This is a genomic window from Chryseobacterium sp. PCH239 (genome assembly GCF_018924625.1).
GTDB lineage: Bacteria > Bacteroidota > Bacteroidia > Flavobacteriales > Weeksellaceae > Chryseobacterium > Chryseobacterium cucumeris.
The window spans coordinates 3,912,402-3,930,798 of sequence record NZ_CP073027.1; the positions used below are offsets into that span (position 1 = coordinate 3,912,402).

18 protein-coding genes and 1 pseudogene are annotated in these 18,397 nt (G+C 36.4%); 17 read left to right on the plus strand and 2 right to left on the minus strand.

All coding sequences use genetic code 11. The features are described 5' to 3' along the window. Positions 1–23: 23 nt before the first annotated feature. The 12 genes from KBP46_RS18065 (at position 24) to KBP46_RS18120 (ending at position 12,525) form a co-directional block, all read left to right on the plus strand. The gene (locus KBP46_RS18065) at positions 24–2,861 is read left to right on the plus strand and encodes a T9SS type A sorting domain-containing protein (RefSeq protein WP_216443824.1); all 2,838 of its coding nucleotides are present in this window, start codon (positions 24–26) and stop codon (positions 2,859–2,861) included. Positions 2,862–2,897: 36 nt separating this feature from the next. After that, complete coding sequence (locus KBP46_RS18070) at positions 2,898–3,335, plus strand: hypothetical protein (protein WP_216443825.1); 438 nt, start codon at positions 2,898–2,900, stop codon at positions 3,333–3,335. Positions 3,336–3,348: 13 nt separating this feature from the next. Beyond that, complete coding sequence (locus tag KBP46_RS18075) at positions 3,349–3,705, plus strand: hypothetical protein (RefSeq protein ID WP_216443826.1); 357 nt, start codon at positions 3,349–3,351, stop codon at positions 3,703–3,705. Positions 3,706–3,934: 229 nt separating this feature from the next. Then, complete coding sequence (locus KBP46_RS18080) at positions 3,935–6,121, plus strand: TonB-dependent receptor (RefSeq protein ID WP_216443827.1); 2,187 nt, start codon at positions 3,935–3,937, stop codon at positions 6,119–6,121. A 193-nt stretch (positions 6,122–6,314) separates the two neighbouring features. Then, positions 6,315–6,965 (plus strand): Crp/Fnr family transcriptional regulator, encoded by a 651-nt coding sequence (locus tag KBP46_RS18085; protein ID WP_062675830.1) that lies wholly within the window; start codon positions 6,315–6,317, stop codon positions 6,963–6,965. Positions 6,966–7,090: 125 nt separating this feature from the next. After that, positions 7,091–7,933, plus strand: a complete 843-nt coding sequence (locus KBP46_RS18090; RefSeq protein ID WP_120232794.1) for a DUF5777 family beta-barrel protein — start codon at positions 7,091–7,093, stop codon at positions 7,931–7,933. 1 nt (position 7,934) lies between these two features. Then, positions 7,935–8,282, plus strand: coding sequence for a hypothetical protein (locus KBP46_RS18095; protein ID WP_065119704.1), 348 nt, complete (start codon positions 7,935–7,937; stop codon positions 8,280–8,282). A 10-nt stretch (positions 8,283–8,292) separates the two neighbouring features. Beyond that, positions 8,293–8,838 (plus strand): YceI family protein, encoded by a 546-nt coding sequence (locus tag KBP46_RS18100; RefSeq protein WP_216443828.1) that lies wholly within the window; start codon positions 8,293–8,295, stop codon positions 8,836–8,838. Beyond that, a complete protein-coding gene (locus KBP46_RS18105) occupies positions 8,835–9,359 on the plus strand; it encodes an ankyrin repeat domain-containing protein (RefSeq protein ID WP_216443829.1) in 525 nt (174 codons plus the stop codon). Before KBP46_RS18100 ends, KBP46_RS18105 begins: the two co-directional genes overlap by 4 nt. A 1-nt stretch (position 9,360) precedes the next feature. Next, entirely contained in the window at positions 9,361–10,110 is a 750-nt protein-coding gene (locus KBP46_RS18110; RefSeq protein WP_120232797.1) for a DOMON domain-containing protein, read from the plus strand. A 175-nt stretch (positions 10,111–10,285) separates the two neighbouring features. Beyond that, entirely contained in the window at positions 10,286–11,131 is an 846-nt protein-coding gene (locus tag KBP46_RS18115) for a GNAT family N-acetyltransferase (RefSeq protein WP_216443830.1), read from the plus strand. A 110-nt stretch (positions 11,132–11,241) separates the two neighbouring features. Continuing rightward, positions 11,242–12,525, plus strand: coding sequence for an ectonucleotide pyrophosphatase/phosphodiesterase (locus KBP46_RS18120; RefSeq protein WP_216443831.1), 1,284 nt, complete (start codon positions 11,242–11,244; stop codon positions 12,523–12,525). A 244-nt stretch (positions 12,526–12,769) separates the two neighbouring features. On the opposite strand, the gene KBP46_RS18125 is transcribed toward KBP46_RS18120, so the two are convergent. Beyond that, the gene (locus KBP46_RS18125; protein WP_062675837.1) at positions 12,770–13,648 is read right to left on the minus strand and encodes an NAD(P)H-binding protein; all 879 of its coding nucleotides are present in this window, start codon (positions 13,646–13,648) and stop codon (positions 12,770–12,772) included. A gap of 81 nt (positions 13,649–13,729) precedes the next feature. Here KBP46_RS18125 and KBP46_RS18130 point away from each other — a divergent pair, with 81 nt between their 5' ends. After that, on the plus strand, positions 13,730–14,158 hold the full coding sequence (locus KBP46_RS18130) for a helix-turn-helix domain-containing protein (protein WP_082798840.1): 429 nt from the start codon (positions 13,730–13,732) through the stop codon (positions 14,156–14,158). 52 nt (positions 14,159–14,210) lie between these two features. On the opposite strand, the gene KBP46_RS18135 is transcribed toward KBP46_RS18130, so the two are convergent. Continuing rightward, complete coding sequence (locus KBP46_RS18135; protein WP_082798841.1) at positions 14,211–15,266, minus strand: NAD(P)-dependent alcohol dehydrogenase; 1,056 nt, start codon at positions 15,264–15,266, stop codon at positions 14,211–14,213. A 254-nt stretch (positions 15,267–15,520) separates the two neighbouring features. Here KBP46_RS18135 and KBP46_RS18140 point away from each other — a divergent pair, with 254 nt between their 5' ends. The 4 genes and pseudogenes from KBP46_RS18140 to KBP46_RS18150 all read left to right on the plus strand — a co-directional run bounded on the left by KBP46_RS18140 (position 15,521) and on the right by KBP46_RS18150 (position 18,394). After that, entirely contained in the window at positions 15,521–16,423 is a 903-nt protein-coding gene (locus KBP46_RS18140) for an AraC family transcriptional regulator (protein ID WP_216443832.1), read from the plus strand. Between the two features lie 223 nt (positions 16,424–16,646). Then, a pseudogene (locus KBP46_RS23860) lies at positions 16,647–17,539 on the plus strand (carboxylesterase family protein); the annotation flags it as partial. Positions 17,540–17,647: 108 nt separating this feature from the next. Beyond that, the gene (locus tag KBP46_RS24050) at positions 17,648–17,986 is read left to right on the plus strand and encodes a carboxylesterase family protein (protein ID WP_301285858.1); all 339 of its coding nucleotides are present in this window, start codon (positions 17,648–17,650) and stop codon (positions 17,984–17,986) included. Positions 17,987–18,226: 240 nt separating this feature from the next. Continuing rightward, positions 18,227–18,394 carry a hypothetical protein gene (locus KBP46_RS18150; RefSeq protein WP_157885789.1) on the plus strand — a complete coding sequence of 56 codons (168 nt, stop codon included), beginning with the start codon at positions 18,227–18,229 and terminating at the stop codon, positions 18,392–18,394. Positions 18,395–18,397: the final 3 nt, after the last annotated feature.

Here is an 18,397-nt window from a genome sequence, read left to right on the forward strand (position 1 = left end):
AATTTGTAAAAAAATTGAATGAAATGAAAATATATCCTATTGCAGCGGTTCTACTCTGTATGAATGTGTATGCACAAAAGCAAAATACACTTAAGGACAATCAAAAACACCTGCAGGAACTTTATGCTAAATATGACAAAAACCTTAAAAAGGCTCATAAAATTGCAAAAGCAGCAGGAATACCTCCTAATTTATACAATGAAGAGGATTACAAAAGAACAATGGATCCTGTAACAGGGAGAACCAACTTTGAAGGACTGGCAAAGGTAAATGAGGACATCTTAACAGGTAAATATCAGCCTTCACAACCTATGTCTTTTATTTCTAATCACAATACCTCTACTACGGGCAAAATAGTAGACGAGCCCTGGATTGAAAGAGGACCATATAGTGTAGGAGGAAGAACAAGAGCAATTATGTATGACCCAAATGATCCTACAGGGAAAAGAGTTTTTGCAGGAAGCGTTTCAGGAGGGCTTTGGGTAAATCAGGACCCTTCAGTGGCAGCCAATGAATGGCAACCATTAAGTACATTCTGGGCCAATACCTCTGTTTCAAGTATTACGTATGACCCCAATAATCCACAAATTTTTTATGTAGGAACAGGAGAAGCTCCAACCGGTGATGCAGTAGGATCAGGAATATGGAAATCAACGAACGGAGGAACCACCTGGACGCAGATTTTCACCATTCCGGTAACTTATTCTTCTTCCGGAGTAAGAAATGGTAATTTCTATATCAATGATATTAAAGTAAGGAATAATAACGGCGTTTCAGAAGTATATGCCGGAGTAAGCGGTGCTTATGTAGGAATTTCGTTTAATGACGGATGGCAGGGATTAAGCCAGGCTGGATTGTACAAGTCTACAGATGGTGGAACAACATTTACAAAAAATAACAGCTTATTAGCTCTTAATACAACTACTGGCGTGACCAGCACAACAGGATATTCTATTCAACAGATAGAAATTGGAGCAGACAATGCAGTATGGGTTTCTACCAGATCTTCCAGATTTTCCAATATAGATTCCGGAGGACGAATTTTTAAATCCACAGATGGAAATACTTTTAATCAGGTATATAATGTAGGAAGCAGTGGCTCGAGAGTTAACTTTACTCTTTCAAGAACAGATGCCAACAAAATATATGCATTTATGCAGGGTGCATCTTCTGCAGAACCTATCAGAATAGCAAAATCTGCAGATGGCGGAACAACTTGGCAGGCAACAAATGATGCTGCGCCTGTTTTGTCGCTGCCTACTGCAACCGATACTAGTATTCCTGCTAATGACTTTACAAGAGGACAATCTTTTTATGACCTGATCATTGCAACAGATCCTCTGGACGATAATACCTTGTATATAGGTGGTATTGATCTGCATAAATCTACCAATGGAGGAACAAGCTGGACACAGATCTCAAAGTGGTCCAATAATAATAACATGGCAGCCCTACAGGTTTCACAGGTACATGCTGACCAGCATGAAATTGTATTCAATCCTTATAATAATTATGCAACAGGGCAAATGATGTTTGGTAATGATGGAGGAATCTATTATGCTGCCAATAAAGCTAATGTCGGAGCTGTTGGTGGGCTAGCCTCCAGAAATACCAGATACAATGTAACGCAGTTTTATTCTGCCATGCTGAACCCCACAAAAACACCGGCAGATGAAGAACTATTAGCAGGAGCACAAGATAATGGCTCATGGTGGCTGTATGGTGTACCACAGGCTAATAATTTCCTTACCAGCCAATCGGCTACAGGTGGTGACGGGATGTATACAGAATATGATGATCAGGATAACTACGAAATTGCAAGTTATACAAACAATAACCACTATTTATTGACAAATAATGCATATAACCTTATTACTACCAGTGCTAACAGAAGTTTAGGGCACTTTGTGAACGAAATAGCGCTGGACAGAACCAATGATGTCTTCTATTCTTACCGTTCCGGTCTTACCCTTTTCAGAACAAGTGGACTTTCTGCATCAGCAACATCTTTTACCAATAATGTGGTGACAGTAGGAACCGCACAAACAAATGAGCAGATTTCATGGATGAAAGTATCTCCTTATACAACCGCTTCTACAACACTTTTTGTAGGAACCAACCTGGGGAGAATATTTAAAGTAACAAATGCCAACACTACTGGATATGCAGCTACCTTGTTGACCTCACCCATAACAGGAACTGTTTCTGACATAGAATTTGGCGCCAACGAAAATGAAATTATCGTAACCTTATCCAATTATAACCTTACCAGTGTTTTCTACTCTACAGACGGAGGAACTACATGGCAGAACAAAGAAGGGAACCTTCCTGATATGCCTGTAAGAACTGTATTAAGGAATCCCGACAATCCAAATGAAGTAATACTAGGAACAGAAATGGGAGTTTGGGGAACAACTAATTTCCTTGCAACAACTCCGGAATGGGCTTCAGTAACAGGAAATATAGGAAATGTAAGAATTACCAACTTAGATTACAGACCTGTTACCAAAACAGTTTTGGTTTCTACATATGGTAGAGGAGCATGGACAACCCAGAATACACTACCTGCTTTATCAACAGCTGAAACCAAATCAAGAAAAAACATGAACATTATATATCCGAATCCTTCAAAAGGAATTTCTCATCTGAGATTTGATACTGCTAAATACAGCAGTGTGGATATAAGCATAGTGGATGGCTCAGGAAGATTAGTATACAGTAAGAAAAATGTAAAGTCTGATGAAGAATTCGGACAAAAACTTGTTCCTGGAAATTATATTTTGAAAGCGGAGTTTAAAGGTGAAATCGTTTATAGTGGTAACTTCCTTGTGTTAGGACGGACGGGAGGTGATGATGATTAGAAAATGAATAATCAATTGTATTTAATATTATTTTGGATGCTGGCTTCCTGCGGGATGCCGGTATCCTCTTTATACCAGGATAAGAAAGTATCTGTGATCTCTGCTGAAAAATCAGAATGGATAGGAGGAAGAGCAGGAGTAAGAGGAGCTGTATATATTGTTAAACTGAAGAAGAACAATAACAGTGTCATCACTGTAAAAGCTTTTAGCGCGGAAGGAAATACCATTCCGTTTGTACAGAATAATTCAGGCAGTACGATAATAATAAGAGGAAATCTTCCTTACAAAAATGGTGAAGATACAAAGACTGCTGATCAAATGCAGGCTGGAGTACCTGTAGAAAATTCTGTTCCGCAAAAATTAAATCCAAAAGACAATTGGATAGAGTATACTGTCCAGGGATCTCAGGTACCGTATAAAATTAATATTTCAAAATTTACCTTTGTGGTGTCTTCAGAAGAACCTGCCCCTTAAATTTTTCCATTTTTTGAACAAAAAACTACTTTTTATTTTTCTATGTATTCCGGTAATCATATTATTCAGTAATGTGATGTATTCTGTAGTTTCTCATGTTAAAAGAGAATTATATAAAAAGACGCAATACTGTATTGCGCAAAATCATTTCAGAAAGTACGAAACCATATGTTTTACTGAAAGAGACCTGGCAGAAGCAGAATGGAAAGAAGTAAACGAATTTAGCCTTCACGGAGCTTCTTATGACATTATCAAAATAAGTATGGTTAATGGTGAAAAATATTTTTTATGTTATATTGATAAAAAAGATATTATCATCAATTCTTTGTTGAGCTTTTCGAAAAAATTTGCATTCAAAAAAAATACTTAAAACTACAGATTGATCTTCCCGGTCACAACAAAAATATACTTAAGATACCAGGTTCCTTTGCCGTTTTTGATGAAAAAGAATTCAGTTTTTTTTCAAATCATTTCTTAGAAACCATTTCAAAATATTACAATCAACAAAAAAACACTCATTATTTAGCCATTATTTTTCCTCCACCGGAAATGAGCTTTGCGATAAAAAGAATATAGTATTAATGGAAAAAAAATAAATAATGAAAAAATATATATGCATTGCAGTTTTGCTAGGCTGTACTATTGCACATGCTCAGCAGACACAGGAAGGATCAATTGATGAGGTGAATATCCTTGGCAGAAAAAAAATTAAACAGGAACGGGCTGAATTCAAAAGGCATGCACAATCTGTAGAAACTCTTTCCGAAGAAGATCTTAATAGAAATAACCCTGCGGCAATAGATCAGACGTTATCTACCATGCCAGGACTTCAGGTGGATAAACGAACAAATTTCGGAGGGCAGAGACTTGTACTGAGAGGATACGGGAATGATCAGAAATTTAATAATTGGGGAGTAAAAGCGTATTGGAATAATATACCTTTAACAAACGCTGAAGGGATTACTGTACTGGATGATGTGGATTTTGCTTATGTAACCAATGTTGAGGTGATCAAAGGTCCAGCAGCTACTATGTACGGTGGAGGCGTAGGTGGAGCAGTCCGCTTTTATACCCGTCCGGATTTTACAAAAGGAGCATCGGTTTCAGAAAATGCGATGTTTGGGGCTTTCAAAACCTTTCAGTCCAGAACACAGTTGAATGTTGCAGATGATAATTATTCGATAAGCGCAGCGTATGGACATCTTGAAACAGACGGATACAGGCCTAATGGAGGAGGACTGAAAAATTTCTTCAATGTAAATGGTACCGTGAAATTAAGCAAAAAAGATCAATTAAGTTTCTTTGCAAGCCAGGCTTACTCGTACGAGCACACTTCAGGACAAATTTCATATGACGATTATTATGCAGGCATAGATAACGGAAACCCAGCATATATCCGTAAAAATTCAGGAACAAAAATAAAATCAACAAGAGTAGGATTGAGTAATACAGTAAGTCTTACTTCAAACTTAAGAAACTATACAACCTTGTTTTATTACAATGCAAATACAGAAAGTGTTTCAGCAGGAGCTTATGGAATTACAAGTTCTCCGAATGTAGGGTTGCGTTCCACTTTTACCTTAAAGAACGAGTTTAATGATTTTGAAAACCGATTGGATTTTGGAGCAGAAATACAAAACTCTGTTTCCACTACTTCAAGTTACAGGTTTACAGGCTCAGAAACAGAACCTTTACAAACAACAGGCATGAACGGTGCCTCATATTTTAAATATAATAATAATCAATCCACCTATTTTGTGATCGATTATCTTTCTTATAAACCTTGGGGACTTACATTATTAGCCGGAATAAGTAGTAACAGAACCAACTATGACAGGAAAGATCTTTTTGCTTTGCCAGGATTGGTAGCGGGACGTAAGGACCAGTCTTTCAATAAGAAATATGACATGGCCTATACTCCTCACTTTGCCTTGCAAAAAGAATGGAAGCATCAGATCTTTAATCTAAGCTACAGTGAAGGCTATAATTCTCCTACGGCAGCTTCTTCATTTATTACAGCTACAAATACAACGAATGATGATTTAAAACCTGAACGTGCAAAAATGTTTGATTTCAGTGTACATGGCCTTTTACTGAATACAAAGCTGGATTACCGTATTTCTGCATTCAGAATAGACTATTCCAATAAACTTACACAGCTGCTTTTACCAGGTAATACAAGCGGGCAAACGTACTGGGCTAACACCGGAAGTCAGAAAAATACAGGACTTGAGTTTAGTGTAGGATATCAGTACAGAACAGAGAACTCATTTATTGAGAGAATTGTTCCTTTTGTAAATCTTTCTTATTACGATACAAAATATAAAGATTTTTCAATCTATGATCCTAAATATCAAGACCCTGTTACAGGGAAAACTGTAGGAAAACTAATGGTGTACGACCATAAGACAGTAGTAGGAGTGCCAAGAAATAAGTACGCTGTTGGATTGGATATCTTTACCAAACCGGGGTTCTATCTTGTAAATACCTATAATTATCTTGGAAATGTATATTCTGATTTTAATAATACAAATCTCGTAAAAGGATTCGGACTTCTTAATTCCAAGCTAGGATTTAAAAAATCTTTCAATAATTTTGATCTTGATTTATATGTGATGGGAAATAACCTTACCAATCAGATCAATTATACCTTCCTGTTCTTAGGAAACAGCATCAATGATTCTGATACAGGAAATGGTTATCCCAAAGGAGTAAGTACAGATCTTAATCCGGGACCAGGAAAAGCATATTTCTTTTACGGATTCAATGTTAAGTACAGATTCTAAATTCAAAAGCTTACTCTACAAGCTTGTTTGATAATAAAATACCTTGGTTTTTGCCAGGGTATTTTTCTTGGATGAATGTAAAGAAAGATGTTAATATGGATTAATTGTTAATTTTATTTAATAAGATGAAAATATATAGTAACGATATATCAATTTTATATCTTTGTTTAAGAAAAAGCAGAAAATATAAGATATGATTGATAACTCGTTCGCTGTAAGTAAATTTGGTTTTTTAGGTGCTGAATTTTTATCTGAGCTTGAAAAACATGCTGTTGCTATTGATATAAAAGCAAAGACTGAAATCATTAGAGAAGGACAGAAAAATAAATTTGTTCCTTTCTTAATAAAAGGTTCTATCAAGGTTTTTACCCTCAATGATGGAAGAGAACTTATCTACTATTATATTAAACCGAAAGATAGTTGTCTGATGACCTTTTCATCTATTCTGACAGATTATATCAGCAGGGTATATGCCGTTGCAGAAGAAGATTCGGAAGCGATTCTTATTCCCGTTTCTATTATGCACGAATGGCTTACCAGATTTCCGGAGATTAATAAACTCTTTTACCATGAATATGACCGAAGATTTTCAGAAGTGATGAACATGGTGAATGATGCTGTTTTCCACAGGCTGGATAAGAGGGTTCTGAACTATATTAAACAACAGATTTCATCCACAGGAAACAATCCTATTAAGATTACCCATCGTGAAATTGCCAATAGTTTGGGAACTTCCAGAGAAGTGGTGAGCAGAGTTTTGAAAAAAATTGAAAGCGAAGGTGAAATTGTTCAGACTAAAGAAGGAATAAAAGTTCCTGTAAATGAAAATGTTAGAATTGTCTAATTTCAATTGTTTGAAAAGTTTATTTCTGTCATTGATAAAAACAATTTGACTGGTGACTTTTATCACCTATTTTTGAATTGAGAACTCAATAAGTTTGTTGTATCATAATTTAATTCAAATTGTATATGACAAAAACTCTCTTATTTTTGTCAATGTTTTCTTCAGGTCTTGTCTTTGCACAGGAAGATCTGCTGAAAGATATTGACACTGTTAAAACCAATACAGAAACCTCACAACCGGCCTTCAAGGCCCTTCAGATTGTAACAGGACAATCTACGAAACTAGCCGCCAAAAAAGAATGGTACATGATTGTTGCCCACAGATTTGGTGACATAAGTGCAGGATTTAAAGATTTCTTCGGACTGGATAATGCCTCAACCAAATTAGGTGCTATCTATGGTATTTCAGATGCTGTTTCGGTAAGCCTGTCCAGAGAAACAAATATGAAAACCTTTGAAGGAGCAGTGAAGTACAGGCTGGTAAAACAAAGTGAAAACTTTCCGGTGGATATTGTGGGGTATAATGTAATGGGGGCTAATACTGAACTGGATAAAGATACTTATCCACACCTTACATTCAGTGACAGGCTTTCTTATCTTACCCAGGCATTGATCTCAAGAAGATTCAGTGATAAGCTTTCAGTACAGCTTACGCCTTCCTTTGTTCATAAAAACCTTTACGAACCGACCATTGAAAACAAAAATCAGTTTCTGGCAGGTTTGGGAGGACGCTATAAAATCTCAAAAAGAGTTTCTTTAAATGCAGAATACTTTGTGAATTTTGACGATCACAGTTTTTATAAAAACCCTTTATCATTGGGCGTAGATATAGAAACAGGAGGACACGTGTTCCAGCTTTTACTCACAAACTCCCAGATCAATTCTGATATCGGATATCTTACCAATGCCACAGGAGCATGGGGAAAGGGACATATTTTCTTTGGGTTTAATCTTTATAGAGTTTTTTAATATGAAAAAGCTAACATCCTTATTGATATTGTCGTCAGCAATCATACTGACGGCTTGTGACAGCAGAACGTATGAAGAGATTTCTGATAACACACCGATAACGGCATCTGTAAAATATACAGCAGATGTAAAACCCATTATGGATAACAGCTGCGCAGGCTGTCATTCTGCGGGAAGTTTTAAACCTTTGGTTACATATGATCAGGTAAAAAATAATATTGACGGAATTCTGGATCGTATCCAAAGACCTAATGGTGATCCGGAGAAAATGCCAAAGGGAGGATCTATGTCCGCAGCTCAAATCAATATGTTTATCAAATGGAAAGCTGACGGACTAAATGAAAATTAAAAAAATTGATATGAAAAAATTAGCATTATTAAGTGTATTACTTCTTTCTGCAGGGTACGCTTCAGCACAAAAATATAGCTCCAAAACAGGGAAAGTAACTTTTGAAGCTTCGGTACCACTGTTTGATGATATTTTTGCTCAGGATGACAACAATGTTGTCATTCTCAATGCAGACAATGGTGAAATGGCGTCAGTTTCAAATGTCAAAAACTTTCATTTTAAAACAAAATTAATGGAAGAGCATTTCAATGAAAGCTATGCTGAATCTGCAAAATATCCGAAAACCACTTTCAAAGGGAAAATTGTCAACTTTGATAAAACAAAGCTTACCACAATTCCTCAGAAATATACGGTGCAGGGAACATTGAACTTTCATGGAGTAGATAAAGCCGTTACCTCTGCTGCCACTTTATATGCCAAAGACGGGAGAATCTATATGCAGGGAGGTTTTGTAGCAAGACCTGTAGATTATAAAGTGACTATTCCCAAAATGGTTACCAAGAAAGTGGCTGAAAATGTCAATATTGAATATAACTATGTAATGATAAAACAATGAGACATTTCATCTTAATATTAGGACTGTTCCTGAGTTCAGTAGTATCTGCTCAGGAAAAAGCGAAATCAATATTTGATATTGCAAGAAATGGGACTGTAACTGAAGTACAGGAGTTGATGAAGCAAAATCCGGATGTGATTAATCAGATCAACGAGAACGGATTTTCACCCCTTATTTTAGCATGTTACAGAGGAAATACAGACGTTGCCGATTTTCTGATTGAAAATGTAAAAGATGTCAATTACAAAAGCCGTGAAGGAACGGCATTGGCAGGTCTTGCGATTAAATACAACAAAGACCTTGTAGAACATCTGCTTAAGAAAAAAGCAGATCCCAATATTGCAGATGAAACAGGATACACCCCTTTATTCTGGGCTGTAAAATCCGGAAATAAAGATCTGGTAGAACAGCTGCTGAAATATAAAGCAGATAAAACAAAGAAAGATTCAATGGGAATGACCCCTTTCGAATATGCATTACAAACCAATAACAAGGAAATTATTAATCTTTTAAAAAATTGATATGAAAAAAACTCTACTAGCGCTAAGCGTACTTCTTGCCAATTTCGCATTGGCACAGTTTTCGTCAGGAACGGTAAACTTACCGGCAACTTCCATGACGGTGAAATTAGATACAACTCCTTCAGGAGTAACGATTACGGTAACAGGTGACAGCAACTCTATGATGGGAATAGGTTTTGGAACTACCGGCATGGCTGCTGGATCAGACGGATTTATTTATAACTCTTCTGCCAATAGAGACTATTCGTTCAGTAATGTTCCTAATGCACCTTCGGCCGATGCATCTCAGGACTGGACAGAAACTTCGAACACCGTATCCGGATCTACAAGAACTGTAGTAGCAACAAGGTCACTTACAGGTGGAACAGGAGATTTTGCCATTGCCAATGCGGCTGGAACAATCAATATCTTCTATGCCCGTAAAAGTGGAGGAACTTCTTTAGGATACCATGATGCAGGAAGAGGATATGCAACATTGACGATGACAGCTGCCTCTTTATCTACCAGTGAAATTACAGCCAATAGCAATAAGGTAAATCTATATCCTAATCCGGCAAAATCAACCGTTAATTTCAAAAATTCTGACAAAATAAAATCCGTTGATATCTACGAAGCAACGGGCAGAAAAGTACTTTCAGTAAAACCGGATGGAGAAAGCATCAGTATTGAAAATCTGAAATCAGGAAGTTACTATCTTGAAATTCAGTTTAAAGACGGAAGTACATCTTATGAAAAACTGATCAAAGAGTAATTTTTCAGAAAAAACACACCTCAATATTTAATAATGAATACCTCTGATTTTTCAGGGGTATCATTTTTTTCTTAAAGTCCCAATTTCAGGGAGTTTGCTTTAAAATTCATATATTTGTGTAGATCCTGATTCTTAATAAAGGAAAATTTTTTGACCTTATAATTTTTACGACCCTATGGAATTCAAAACCTTAGCAGATATCACAATAGATGAACTCTTATCCGTATTCAATTACTCATTTTCTGATTATGTTGTTCCTTTTCACTTGACAAAAGAAGTGCTTGTTTCAAAAATCGCAGCAGAAAAATTAGATCTGAACTTGTCTGCCGGAGCATTTGAAGATGGGAAACTGGTAGGCTTTATCCTTCAGTCCGAAAAAATTGAAAACGGGGAGAAAATTATTTACAATGGCGGTACAGGAGTAGTTCCGGAAAGCAGAGGTAAAGGCTTGGTAAGAAAAATGTACGATTTTATCATTCCTGTTTTAAAAGAAAGAAATGCAAATACACTGTTGCTAGAAGTTATCGAAGGAAATCAGCCTGCTATCAGGGCTTATGAAAATTTAGGTTTTACAATTGTCAGAAGACTGCTTTGCTTTAATGGGAATATTAAACAGGAAAAAGGAAATACTGAAGTATCCATACGAGATTTGAAAGACTTTCAATGGGAGTTGTTATGTTCTTTCTGGGATATTGAACCTTCATGGCAGGGATCTGTTTACGTATTGGAACCGATGCCTGAAAATTATGTGACTTTAGGGGCTTATGAAGGGGAAAAGCTCGTCGGATATATTGTTTATGGTCCTGCATCGAAAAAAGTATACCAGTTTGCTGTAGATAAGAATTACAGAAATAAGGGAATTGGTACAAAGCTCTTTAATGCTATCAGAGAAAAAAATCACGGGCAGGCGATAGCGTTAAACAATGTGGATGATTCTTCAGAAAGTACAGATAAGTTTCTTAGCGAAAGAGTAGGACTGAACAACTGGTTGTCACAGTTTGAAATGAAAAGGTCTATTTAACAGCGATTAATTTTGATTCAAACAAAATAAGAGGTTTTAATATACTTTTAATCTCTTAAACTTTTCAGGGAGAAGGATAGGATGTAACTTTGCCGAAAATTTTTAAAATAATGAAGCGAGGAATCCATTTTTTACTGCTGCTCATTTCCTTTACGGCTTTTGCCCAGCAGGCCAATATTGATACTGCCCAGGTTGTAATACCAGGAAGACAAAACAGTACTGAAGCACAGTCGAAACCTTATGTGATTATGATATCAACGGATGGTTTCCGTTATGATTATGCTCAGAAATACAATGCTGAAAACCTTTTGAAACTAGCTAATAGTGGTGTAAAGGCTGAAGCCATGATTCCAAGCTATCCAAGTATTACCTTTCCAAACCACTGGAGTTTAATTACCGGGCTTTATCCTTCTCATCATGGTTTGATTGATAACTTTTTCTACGATTACAAGAGAAAAGAAGGCTATGCGATGAGCAGTAAGAAAAATGCTGAGGACGGAAGCTGGTATGGAGGAACTCCGCTTTGGGGGCTTGCTGAAAAACAAGGAATGGTATCTGCCTCTTTAATGTGGGTAGGATCTGCGAGTGACGCCGGAGGAATGCGACCTACTTATTATTATCCTTATCACGAAAAATTTACCCCTTCAGAAAAAGTAGAAAAAGTAGTCAACTGGCTGAAATTACCGGAAGATAAAAGACCACACTTCATTTCATTATATTTCCCGGAAGTAGATGGAAGCGGACATCATTATGGTCCGGATACCAAAGAAACGGAAACTGCTGTTCATCTTATAGATCAGGCTATTGGTGATCTTGTTCAGAAAGTAAATGGTTTAGGATTAAAAAATGTCAACTTTGTTTTTGTTTCCGATCACGGAATGATTAAAGTAGATGGAGGTACACCGTTGGAAATTCCGGCTCTTCTTGTTGATAAAAACAGATTTGATTTTTACAATTCTCAGACTTTGTTAAGAGTTTATGTTAAAAACCCTGATGAAGTAAAAGCGGTTTATAAACAACTGAAAGCCAATAAAACAGACGACTACGAAGTATATCTTGATAAAAAACTTCCCAGATACCTGCATTTCGCTACAAGAGATGACCAGTACAACAGAATAGGGCAGATTCTTCTGATTCCGAAAGCACCAAAGATTTTCCTGGAAAAAGGTAAGAAAACATCAGTGGGGAAACATGGTTATAATCCTAAAGTGGTACCGGAAATGAAAGCTACTTTTTTTGCCTGGGGACCGGAATTTAAAAACAATCTGGTGATTGATGAATTTGCGAACATCAATGTTTATCCTTTGGTGGCTGAGGTTTTAGGATTAAAAATTGATCAGCCTATTGACGGGAAACTGAAAGTTTTAAAAAGAACTTTAAAAAACAAAAAATAGTATTGAATTAAAGATATTATAAACAAGATTCGGCGCACCAAAGGTGCGCCGAATCTTGTTTATAAATTGACTTAGGAATTAAAAGCGTTAAGAAAATTCTACTGTTTGAAGCGCGGGAATTAAATTCGATACTAAATTAATAGTGAAACCGCGCGAGTTTAGAATTTTTAGAGAACAAAAATTATTTTTAGCATTTTAATTCCAGTCTTGAACTTTTGTTTCTTTTGTTTCAAGACAAAAGAAATTAAAATTGAGAAGCAAACTCCTTTGCAAAATCTTCTAATTTAACACTTCCTGTAACCGGGGAACCATGATCAATAAAATCTTTCTGTACAACACCGGTTCTTATTCCTCTTCCCATTTCAACATACAAATTAGCCATATCTTCAGGTAATCCCGCCTGAAGCATTCCGTTTAAAGAATCTTCATCAGAGAATTCTACCCATGGAAGTTCAGGTTTATTAACAGATGTTCCCAGAACCTTTGCAAAGTCAGAAGCTTTTCTTACATCACTTACAATATATCTGATGTTGTTAGCTTTTTCATCTTTTACCAATTCTTCAGCGGCAGCGTTGGCGATATCATTGGGATGTACTACAGGTACTTCAATATCTGCAGGATAATTTCCTCCAATGATTCCTGCATTTTGAATCAAAGGAATATCATTGAAAAAATTATTGTAAAAATATCCGGCTCTTAAAAAAGTAAAAGAAGTGTTTTCTACTTCATTGTATATTTTTTCAATATTGTGAAGACCCGCAATAGGACCGTTTTCTACCGGAGATTCTGCACCTACACTGCTTAACATGACGGCTCTTTTTACATTCGTATTTTTCAAAGCCTCAGCATAATTTTTTCCTGCATTGGTCGTGTTTTCCACAATTTTATCCGGGCTGATCGCTGGAGGGGTCATCACAAAAACTGCATCCGCTCCATCAAATGTTTGTGTTAAAAAATCAACGTCTGTGATAGACCCAATGGCCGGAGTTGCACCCAGAGATTCAATATCCTGTTTTCTGGCATCGCTGCTGCTTACTATGGTAATATTGTGCCCGTCGGCAATTAACTTTTGTGCTAATGGTTTAGCTACATTTCCTAGTGATCCTGTGATTATAATTTTCATATGTAAATATTTTTTATTTCTGAGAACAAAGTTATATTTGTACTTACTTTTATACAAGTACTTACCCTAAAGTATGTAGATATGACAGCGATTAAAGAAAGTTCAACCATTCAGGAGAATAAAAAAACAGTGCAGGATTGTCCTGTAATGTACGTTATGGAAAGAATTGGAGGATTCTGGAAACCGATTATCCTGTTCAATCTTTCCACAGGAGAAAAAAGATACAGCGAATTGAAAAAAGCAATTCCTGCTGTAACAGAAAAAATGCTTATCCAGCATTTGAAACAGCTTGAAACAGACGGACTCATTATCAGAACAGCAAAACCTGTAGTGCCACCTCATGTGACCTATAAACTGAGTGAAGCAGGGAATGAACTGGCTCCCGTGATTGATGCCATGGCAGCATGGGCTTTTCAGGATATGGAAAGAAATGATAATAAATGTGCTGAAGGAAACAGATATATAACGAATCAGGATCAAAATGCTTTTAGCCAAAACCTGAAAAAATAAAACAGGCTCTTCAATCTGAAGAACCTGTTTCTGTTACTATTTTATAGAAGAATTATAAAGACTGCATATCAATAACGAAACGGTATTTTACATCGCTTTTAAGCATTCTTTCATATGCATTGTTGATATCCTGCATTTTAATCAGCTCGATATCAGATACGATATTATGTTTTCCACAGAAATCTAACAGTTCCTGGGTTTCTGCAATACCTCCGATCAAAGATCCTGCTACAGAACGGCGTTGGAAGATCATAGGTCTTGTACTTACCTGCGTTTCCTGGAATTCACCAACGAATCCTACAAGAACCAGAGTTCCGTTCAGAGAAAGAGTCTGCATATAAGGATTGATATCATGTTCGTAAGGTACCGTATCAATGATAAGGTCAAATTTACCTTTTACAGCATCCATTTGGGAATCATCCGTAGAGATTACAACGTGATCTGCTCCAAGTTGTTTCGCATCATCCGTTTTTCCCGGAGTTCTTGAGAATAAAGTAACTTCTGCTCCCAGTCCTTTTGCTAGTTTAATAGCCATATGACCTAAACCGCCTAATCCTACAACGGCTACTTTTGAACCCGGACCAGTGTTCCAGTGTCTTAACGGTGACCATGTGGTAATTCCTGCGCACAGAAGGGGTGCTACTGCTGCCAGATCTAAATTTTCAGGAACACTTAAAACAAAATGTTCATCAACAACTACTTTTTGAGAATATCCTCCAAAAGTATGACCTCCAAGGTGCTTATCTTTTCCGTTATAAGTCCCTGTAAATCCATTCTGGCAATATTGCTCCAGATCGTGCTGACAACTGTCACAATGTCCGCATGAATCCACCATGCATCCTACTGCTGCCAGATCTCCCGCTTTAAATTTGGAAACCTCACTTCCTACTTTGGTAATTCTTCCTACAATTTCATGTCCCGGAACTACAGGATACAAAGATCCACCCCAGTCGTTTCTTGCGGTATGAAGGTCAGAGTGGCACACTCCGCAGTATAGAATTTCAATCTCTACATCTTTTGCGGTTACCTCTCTTCTTTCAATATTCATTTCTTTCAGATCTGCTGTGGTAGACGCTGCACCATAAGCTTTTACTGTGATTGTACTCATTTTATATTTAGTTTATTTAGGGTTATAAATTATGATATTCAATATGAACCTATGCTGTTCCTTAAGAGAACTCATCTGAAAAAGCTTTTCCCTTTGAGGAATGTCCGTATTAAAAGTTTCTATAACGATACAAAAGTCGAAACTTTCCTGTAAACAAAACTTATACAGATTACCGAATTACTTACCAATTTTACAGGCACCATTTCAGTTACAAATGAAAGTGGTAATTTTGAATAGCAATAAAAATATACTTCATGGAAAATCAGGAGGTTGAAATTTATAACACGGTCTCAGAGTACAATAAAATGGCGAATCATGAAACCCTGCATCCGCTGGTAAGTATCATTGATTTTTCCAAGTCTGATCCTATTTGTCAGTATAGAAGAAAATTTGGATTTTATACCGTTTTTCTGAAAGACGTCATGTGTGGTGATATGCAATACGGAAAACACAGCTACGATTATCAGGAAGGAACATTAGTTTTTATTGCTCCCGGCCAGACCTATGGAATTTATAATAAAGACAGATTTGTTCAGCCTGCAGGTTTTGCCCTGATTTTTCATCCGGATTTAATAAAAGGAACCAATCTAGGAAAGAATATGAAAGATTATTCTTTTTTCTCCTATGATGTACATGAAGCCCTTCACCTGTCAGAAAAAGAAAGAGAAGTAGTATTGGATTGCTTTAAAAATATTAAACTGGAACTGGAACAGTCTATTGATAAACACAGTAAATCTTTAATTGTTAATAATATTGAACTCTTTCTGAACTACTGTATGCGTTTTTACGACCGGCAATTCATTACAAGAGATCATATCAATCAGGGTGTCATAGGTAAATTTGAAAATCTGGTGGATGATTATTTAAAATCTGAAAATCCGAAGAATATAGGTTTTCCTATGGTGAACTATTTTGCGGAAAAGCTAAATCTTTCTGCCAATTATTTCGGAGATCTGATAAAAAAAGAACTGGGAATTTCCGCACAAGAATTTATCCACAATAAACTTATTGATATTGCTAAAGAACAGATTCTGGATCAGGCAAAAACAATCAGTGAAATTTCTTATGATCTGGGCTTTAAATATCCACAGCATTTTACAAGGCTGTTTAAAACCAAAGTAGGAATTTCTCCCAGCGAATATAAAACCCTCAACTAGTTTTTTAACACGAATAACACTAATTTTTACACGAATCACACAATAATGGTTTGTGAATATTGTGCCTGCATTTGCGGAATTAGAGGTTAAATTATTTTTAACACGAATAACACTAATCTTTTCACCAATGATACCATAATTAATAGTGAATATTTATGTACTCATTTGTGAAATTTGTGTTTAAATAATTAAATTTAAAGAGAAAAGTTTTCACAGTTTTAAGATGACACCAAATCACCAAGACACTACTGTTTTTAATACCAGATTCGGGAGATTTACAGCACTAAATGAACAAGGAATTATAAGGATTAAAAGTATCCGGTACGCCCATTCTGAAAGATTTAAAAAACCAGTCGCCGTAGAAGCTTCTTTATCTTCAATCATTATTTCTCCGGGAAAAACTCCGGTGTGCCCGCAGGCTTTAAGTCCGCTTGTGGAAAAAATGATCGGAGCGACACCTGTTGAAAGTTTTGAAGCAGATGAATCTAACCAGTATCTTTCCATAACCCGGCCGCAAATTATATCTGGAAATGAAAAACTCCCTGTTGTTGTCTGGATCCATGGAGGCTCTCATGAAATAGGCTGTGGAGATCTGGCCACTGCTGATCCTGCAGAATGGGTGAAAGAGCAACATATTATTGTAGTTACCGTTTCCTATCGCTTAGGATTATTTGGTTTTTTAGGTGGTGATGAAAAAAGGCCTGCCAATCTTGGATTGCTGGATATCATTGAAGCCTTAAAGTGGATTAAAAACAATATTGCAGATCTGGGAGGTGATGAAAAAATATCACCCTTCTCGGGCAGTCTTCAGGAGGTGATGCTATTGCCCATTTAATGATATCAGAAGGAGTGGAGGATTTGTTCCAGCGCTTGATCATCCAGAGTGCTCCATTAGGATTACGTCATAAAAGACAAAAAATGTCTGCAGAATTTCTGAAAAAAACAGAAGTACTGAAAGAGGAAACCGATGTTTTAAAAATGATGGATGAGTACAAAGCATTTGTGCCTTCCATAATAAAATACGGTTTGAAAGCTGCGATGCCTTTCGGAACTCAATACGGACATTTTCCTTTGTGTAAAGAAGAAGATTCTGTGGAAATGTGGAAAAAAAATGCTCAGAAATTTGATGTCCTGATTGGTTTAAATAATGATGAAACGGCATTCTATCTTAAAACCTCAGAGGCTTTAAATAAATATTTCGGAAAAGGATTAGGTTTAAAAATTATGGATAAAACGGTTGAAAAAACGACTGCGCTTATCTATGGAAATCCAGCAAGACAGTTTGCCCGGAATCTGGCGGATGCCGGTGGAAATGTCTATCTATTCAGAATTCATTCAAAACTGAAAGACAACCATATCGGAGCGCCGCATTGTATTGATCTTCCTTTAATTTTCGGGAATGAATCAGCCTGGAAATCTTCCGAATTGCTGAAAGATATTCCATGGAGCCGTATTCATGAGAATGGTAAAAAACTGAGAGCGCTCTGGGCTGAATTTGCCCGCACCGGAAAAATATCAGATACCTCCGAAAGACCGGAAATCCTTGAACTCCGAAAAATGTAAGTAGAGATCAAGCTCATCTAATCTTAACAAATATCCCAACTAAAGACGTAAGAATTCGGCTCCCTTGGAATGGTGGCAAAAATTCTTTGATCTTTTGCCGGGGTGTTTCATCATATTCTCAAAATTTATCTTTAATAATTAATATTATATATACTTAATCAAGTAGTTGGTATTGAATGTTTATTCATAATTGTGATTTTTAATGTATATTTAATAACTAAACCATAAAAAATAACAATTATGAAAACGTACAAAGAAATCAAAGTAAAAAAATTGAACCGTCAGGAATTAAAGAGTTTAAAAGCCGGAGATTTAAATTGGGGAAAAGTATGCTGTACTTCCAACGAAGATGGACAATGCTGTGAATGGGCTATAGATGTTTGGAATTGCAGATATATTTACTGCTAAATC

Bases quoted from the DNA above. Each gene is read 5' to 3' on its own strand.
- KBP46_RS18065 (WP_216443824.1), top strand. From the start codon at position 24: ATGAAAATATATCCTATTGCAGCGGTTCTACTCTGTATGAATGTGTAT.
- KBP46_RS18070 (WP_216443825.1), top strand. From the start codon at position 2,898: ATGCTGGCTTCCTGCGGGATGCCGGTATCCTCTTTATACCAGGATAAG.
- KBP46_RS18080 (WP_216443827.1), top strand. From the start codon at position 3,935: ATGAAAAAATATATATGCATTGCAGTTTTGCTAGGCTGTACTATTGCA.
- KBP46_RS18085 (WP_062675830.1), top strand. From the start codon at position 6,315: ATGATTGATAACTCGTTCGCTGTAAGTAAATTTGGTTTTTTAGGTGCT.
- KBP46_RS18090 (WP_120232794.1), top strand. From the start codon at position 7,091: ATGACAAAAACTCTCTTATTTTTGTCAATGTTTTCTTCAGGTCTTGTC.
- KBP46_RS18095 (WP_065119704.1), top strand. From the start codon at position 7,935: ATGAAAAAGCTAACATCCTTATTGATATTGTCGTCAGCAATCATACTG.
- KBP46_RS18100 (WP_216443828.1), top strand. From the start codon at position 8,293: ATGAAAAAATTAGCATTATTAAGTGTATTACTTCTTTCTGCAGGGTAC.
- KBP46_RS18105 (WP_216443829.1), top strand. From the start codon at position 8,835: ATGAGACATTTCATCTTAATATTAGGACTGTTCCTGAGTTCAGTAGTA.
- KBP46_RS18110 (WP_120232797.1), top strand. From the start codon at position 9,361: ATGAAAAAAACTCTACTAGCGCTAAGCGTACTTCTTGCCAATTTCGCA.
- KBP46_RS18115 (WP_216443830.1), top strand. From the start codon at position 10,286: ATGGAATTCAAAACCTTAGCAGATATCACAATAGATGAACTCTTATCC.
- KBP46_RS18120 (WP_216443831.1), top strand. From the start codon at position 11,242: ATGAAGCGAGGAATCCATTTTTTACTGCTGCTCATTTCCTTTACGGCT.
- KBP46_RS18125 (WP_062675837.1), bottom strand. From the start codon at position 13,648: ATGAAAATTATAATCACAGGATCACTAGGAAATGTAGCTAAACCATTA.
- KBP46_RS18130 (WP_082798840.1), top strand. From the start codon at position 13,730: ATGACAGCGATTAAAGAAAGTTCAACCATTCAGGAGAATAAAAAAACA.
- KBP46_RS18135 (WP_082798841.1), bottom strand. From the start codon at position 15,266: ATGAGTACAATCACAGTAAAAGCTTATGGTGCAGCGTCTACCACAGCA.
- KBP46_RS18140 (WP_216443832.1), top strand. From the start codon at position 15,521: ATGGAAAATCAGGAGGTTGAAATTTATAACACGGTCTCAGAGTACAAT.
- KBP46_RS24050 (WP_301285858.1), top strand. From the start codon at position 17,648: ATGGATAAAACGGTTGAAAAAACGACTGCGCTTATCTATGGAAATCCA.
- KBP46_RS18150 (WP_157885789.1), top strand. From the start codon at position 18,227: ATGAAAACGTACAAAGAAATCAAAGTAAAAAAATTGAACCGTCAGGAA.